5 protein-coding genes and 2 rRNA genes are annotated in these 4,571 nt (G+C 61.5%); 6 read left to right on the top strand and 1 reads right to left on the bottom strand.

Going from position 1 to position 4,571, the window contains the following annotated elements; all coding sequences use genetic code 11:
- The 5 genes from K0U62_07610 to K0U62_07590 all read left to right on the top strand — a co-directional run.
- A 23S ribosomal RNA gene (locus tag K0U62_07610) occupies window positions 1–428 on the top strand; the annotation flags it as partial.
- 84 nt (window positions 429–512) lie between these two features.
- A 5S ribosomal RNA gene (gene rrf / locus K0U62_07605) occupies window positions 513–628 on the top strand.
- Window positions 629–862: 234 nt separating this feature from the next.
- The gene (locus K0U62_07600) at window positions 863–1,390 is read left to right on the top strand and encodes a hypothetical protein (protein ID MCH9801378.1); all 528 of its coding nucleotides are present in this window, start codon (window positions 863–865) and stop codon (window positions 1,388–1,390) included.
- Window positions 1,391–1,470: 80 nt separating this feature from the next.
- Window positions 1,471–2,271 (top strand): Replicase polyprotein 1ab, encoded by an 801-nt coding sequence (locus K0U62_07595; GenBank protein ID MCH9801377.1) that lies wholly within the window; start codon window positions 1,471–1,473, stop codon window positions 2,269–2,271.
- 168 nt (window positions 2,272–2,439) lie between these two features.
- A complete protein-coding gene (locus K0U62_07590) occupies window positions 2,440–3,489 on the top strand; it encodes an HAD-IIA family hydrolase (GenBank protein ID MCH9801376.1) in 1,050 nt (349 codons plus the stop codon).
- Between the two features lie 181 nt (window positions 3,490–3,670).
- Here K0U62_07590 and K0U62_07585 read toward each other — a convergent pair whose 3' ends face one another.
- Window positions 3,671–4,090 carry a PaaI family thioesterase gene (locus tag K0U62_07585; GenBank protein MCH9801375.1) on the bottom strand — a complete coding sequence of 140 codons (420 nt, stop codon included), beginning with the start codon at window positions 4,088–4,090 and terminating at the stop codon, window positions 3,671–3,673.
- Window positions 4,091–4,202: 112 nt separating this feature from the next.
- Here K0U62_07585 and K0U62_07580 point away from each other — a divergent pair.
- The coding region (locus tag K0U62_07580; GenBank protein MCH9801374.1) for a DNA polymerase I at window positions 4,203–4,571 on the top strand (369 nt) is incomplete at its 3' end.

Raw genomic sequence — 4,571 nt, 5'->3', positions numbered from 1 at the left:
GTCCATATCGACGGCATGGTTTGGCACCTCGATGTCGGCTCGTCGCATCCTGGGGCTGGAGTCGGTCCCAAGGGTTGGGCTGTTCGCCCATTAAAGCGGTACGCGAGCTGGGTTTAGAACGTCGTGAGACAGTTCGGTCCCTATCCGCCGCGCGCGCAGGAGTCTTGAGAAAGGCTGTCCCTAGTACGAGAGGACCGGGACGGACGAACCTCTGGTGTGCCAGTTGTTCCGCCAGGAGCACGGCTGGTTGGCTACGTTCGGGAGGGATAACCGCTGAAAGCATCTAAGCGGGAAGCCTGTTTCAAGATAAGGACTCCCACAGATTTATCTGGTAAGGCCCCCAGTAGATGACTGGGTTGATAGGCCGGAGGTGGAAGTGCAGCAATGCATGGAGCTGACCGGTACTAATAGGCCGAGGACTTGACCTCACACTTCTTTTAGAAGACTACGCACGCGTCCACTGTGCGGTTCCCGAGATACGGTCGGGAACCCGATTGATATCTCCATAGAGTTTCGGCGGCCATAGCGAAGGGGAAACGCCCGGTTACATTCCGAACCCGGAAGCTAAGCCCTTCTGCGCCGATGGTACTGCGCGGGAGACTGCGTGGGAGAGTAGGTACCGCCGAACATACTTCCGAGAGGGGGGACTGCAATGTCAGTCCCCCCTCTCGTAATTGGGGCAATTTTCCAACGGAATCATTAGGACAACTCGCAGCCAGCGTTGCCGCGACTAGGAAGCAGGACCAAATGCACGGACAGCAGGACGAGGACGACAAGTCGTCGGGGGACTCGACCGGCGATAGTGGTGGTCCAGGTAAACGGTATGGGTCTGGTCGGGATGATCGGCGGGACTCTAGTCGGGATGACCGTAGCGGTTCGAGCAAGCGGTATGACTCGGATTCTCGCGGTGGTTCAGGTAAAAGGTACGGTCCTGGTCGGGATGACCGGCGGGGTTCGGATCGGGATTCTCGCGGTGGTTCAGGTAAACGGTATGGGTCTGGTCGGGATGATCGGCGGGGCTCTAGTCGGGATGACCGTGGCGGTTCGAGCAAGCGGTATGACTCGGATTCTCGCGGTGGTTCAGGTAAGCGGTACGGTCCTGGTCGGGATGATCGGCGGGGCTCCAGTCGGGATGACCGTAGTGGTTCGGGCAAGCGGTATGACTCGGATTCTCGTAGTGGTTCGGGCAAGCGGTATGACTCGGATTCTCGTGGCGGTTCGGGCAAGCGGTATGACTCGGATTCTCGTGGCGGTTCAGGCAAGCGGTACGGCCCTGGTCGGGATGATCGGCGCGGCTCTGGTCGGGATTCGGGCAGGCGGTATGACTCAGATCGGGGCGGCCGATCTCGTGACCGAGACTCGCAACCACGGACTCCAGCCCCTCCGGTAGACGAGGACTTTGACTACGCCTCGCTGGACCGTACTATTCGCCGCGATCTGCGATCGCTACCGACCGGACTGGCGGAGTCGGTGGGCGGCCAACTGTTCATGGCCGCCCGGTTGGTGGATACCGACCCAGCGCTCGCGCTCAAGCATGCGAAACACGCGCAGCAACTGGCTTCCCGAGTCGCCTGTGTGCGCGAAACCTTGGCGGTCACGGCCTACCTCAATGAGGACTATCAAGTGGCTAAGCGTGAGGCCACCACCGTGCGGCGGATGACTGGAGATGATTCCTGGCTAGCCATGATCGCTGACTGTGAACGTGGGCTCGGTCGGCCGGAGCGGGCGGTCGACTTGTTGCGATCCAGTGATCTCGACTCGCTGCCGATTGCCGATCGGGTGGAGGCGCTCATCGTGCTGGCCGGTGCGCGGCAGGACATGGGTGATTTCGACGCCGCACTGGCGGTATTGGACGGCAAGTTACTGCGCAGTGCCAAACCGGCGCCGTGGCTGGCGCGCATCCGAATGGCCTACGCCGAACTACTGGCGGCGGCTGGCCGGCCGGAGGAAGCTGCGGCGTGGTGGCAGCGAGCGGAACAAGCCGATCCCGATGGCTCCACCATCGATCCCGATCGGCTGGCTGCCTTGGAAGATGCCGTCTTCGTTGACACTGCCGAGCCGGAGCAAGAAGCCGGAGTAGACCCGGAGGCTGCGGCAGAGTCAGATGCAGCAGGTGGGCCGCAAGCGTCGGACAGCGCAGTAGCTGCCGCAGCTGCAGCCCAGACTGAACAACTAGCCGACAGCTCGTCCACTGAACGTCCAACAGAAAGCGACTCAGCGGTCACTCCTGCTGATCCCAACAATCCGTCGGCGGAAGATCGAGCGGAGTAGCCAGCCGCGGTCGTTGCGAGAGTGCAGGCTGGCTCGGATCAATGCGACTGCGTCGTTGGCAGTGAGTCAGCGAACTCTCAGCACAAGTTGAGCTATCACCAGAGCCGACTGTGTCAGCGACCTGTGTCAGTTTCTGTGTCTAGGCCAGATTCATGCCACGATCACGGGGTGGCTGATGAACACACAATCTTGCAGCGATACGACTCGTTGCTCCTTGATTTGGACGGGGTGGTCTATGTCGGTCAGCATGCGGTTCCGCACGCGGCTGAGACCGTAGCGGATGCTGCTGCCTCCGGCCGCAGCATCCGCTACGTCACAAACAACGCGTCACGCACGCCACAGCAAGTAGCCGACCACTTGAGCGAACTGGGACTTCCCGCTACTGCGGCACAGGTAATTACCTCGGCCCAAGCCGGTGCTCGGCTGGCTGCCGAACAGGTGCCGGCGGGCTCGCCGGTGCTGGCTGTCGGTGGACCCGGGGTAACGGCTGCCCTGATTGAAGTGGGATTGCAACCGGTCTCTGCCAGCAATGATGATCCTGGCTCAGAACGCCTCGAGGTGGCCGCAGTCGTGCAGGGCTTTGGTCGACAGGTGGGCTGGGGGGCGCTGGCGCGGGCCTCATTCGCGGTTGCCGCGGGAGTGCCTTGGATCGCTACGAATATTGACCGTACTATCCCCATTGAAGGCGGTATCGCCCCTGGGAATGGCATGTTGGTGGCGGCAGTTGCCGAGGCCACCGGCCGTTCACCGCAGGTGGCGGGCAAACCGTATCCCGCGATCCTGCAACTCGCTGCGGCACAAGCGGGCGGCGCAACTCCGCTGGTGGTCGGGGACCGGCTGGATACCGACATTCAGGGTGCAGTCGCTGCTGATCTTCCGGTCGCGATGGTGTTGACCGGGGTATCGGGGGCGCTGGACCTGTGGCGAGCCCCGGAAGAACAGCGACCCAACTACCTGATGGCCGATCTAGCCGGTCTGAATCGGCCGCCGTTGATCGTTGAGCAGGATCGGGATGGCTACACCTGCGGTGACGCCACCGCCAGACTTGCGGGTGATCAGTTGCAGGTTGCTGGGGAACGATTGGCGGCGATCTGGGCGGCTGCGCAGTTGCTGTGGGATCGTGACCGGAATCGGGAACCCACCAGCGAAGTAGTCGAAGAACCACTCAACTTGGTGGCCGCGGCCCAAGCGTTGGATTCAGCCTCCTCAGCTGAGTAGCACGAGGTGCTGGCCGGTATTTGCGGAGCCGGTGCCAGCCACGGCATGTGAGCTCCATTGCCGTGCGCGTCGGAAAAACAGAGGTCTCAGCGGCTGGTCATCACTGGATGCTGCGATCGCTCAGACGCGCAGGAATGAGTCAACCAAGATGATCATCACTGAACTGGCTGACACCTGACATTCAGTTGGCTGGCCGGAACAGACAAGTCAATCGTGCCGTGCAGCACAACTGCCCGTTGTCGTCGGTAATGGTGATCGACATGGTCGCCAGCGTCTTGCCGGAGCTGATCGGTTCGCAGACAGCTGTGACAGTGCCATCACGGGCTGACCGGTGATGGCTACACGATATTTCGATGCCCACCGGAAAAGTTCCGTCGGGTGCCAGCAGAGCGCAGTGTATGGATCCGATGGTTTCCGCCAGAACTGCGTTGGCTCCGCCATGCAGCAACCCGTAGGGCTGCCGGTTACCCGGAACTGGCATGGTGGCGACCAGTCGTTCCGGGCTAGCTTCAGTCAGAGTGACCCCCATCGTGGTGGCCAGTTCTCCCAGGTTCTGGTTCACGCCAGCGATGAAAGCGGCGCCATCGAAATCCGAATCCATGCCCATGCTTTGCCTCCGGCAGCACCCTATCTGGTTTAGCTGTTACGGCCAGCCAGTGCGCTAGTGCAGCCCGCTGGCAACGTTGTCGGCGGTGGTGCATAGGCTCAGGTTGATGTCTGAATCCCCTCGCTTGCTGCTGTTGGATGGCCATTCATTGGCTTATCGCGCCTTCTACGCGCTACCTGTTGAGAATTTTGCCACTACCACCGGTCAGCCCACTAACGCGGTCTACGGTTTCACGGCCATGCTGATCAATACGCTGCGCGATGAGCAGCCCACCCATGTCGCGGTGGCCTTCGACGTCTCCCGAGAGACCTTCCGCTCGGAACGCTATCCGGAGTACAAGGCGACCCGGTCGGCATCACCACCGGAATTTTCGCCGCAGCTGGACTTGATTACCGACGTCCTCGACTCGCTCGCCATTACCAGCGTGCGCATGCCGGGCTATGAAGCCGATGACATCATCGCCACGCTGGCTACC

The organism is Actinomycetes bacterium, from assembly GCA_022599915.1.
Taxonomy (GTDB): Bacteria; Actinomycetota; Actinomycetes; order S36-B12.
The sequence above is the reverse complement of the archived record's forward strand: the minus strand, read 5'-3'. Positions and strand labels throughout refer to the sequence as shown.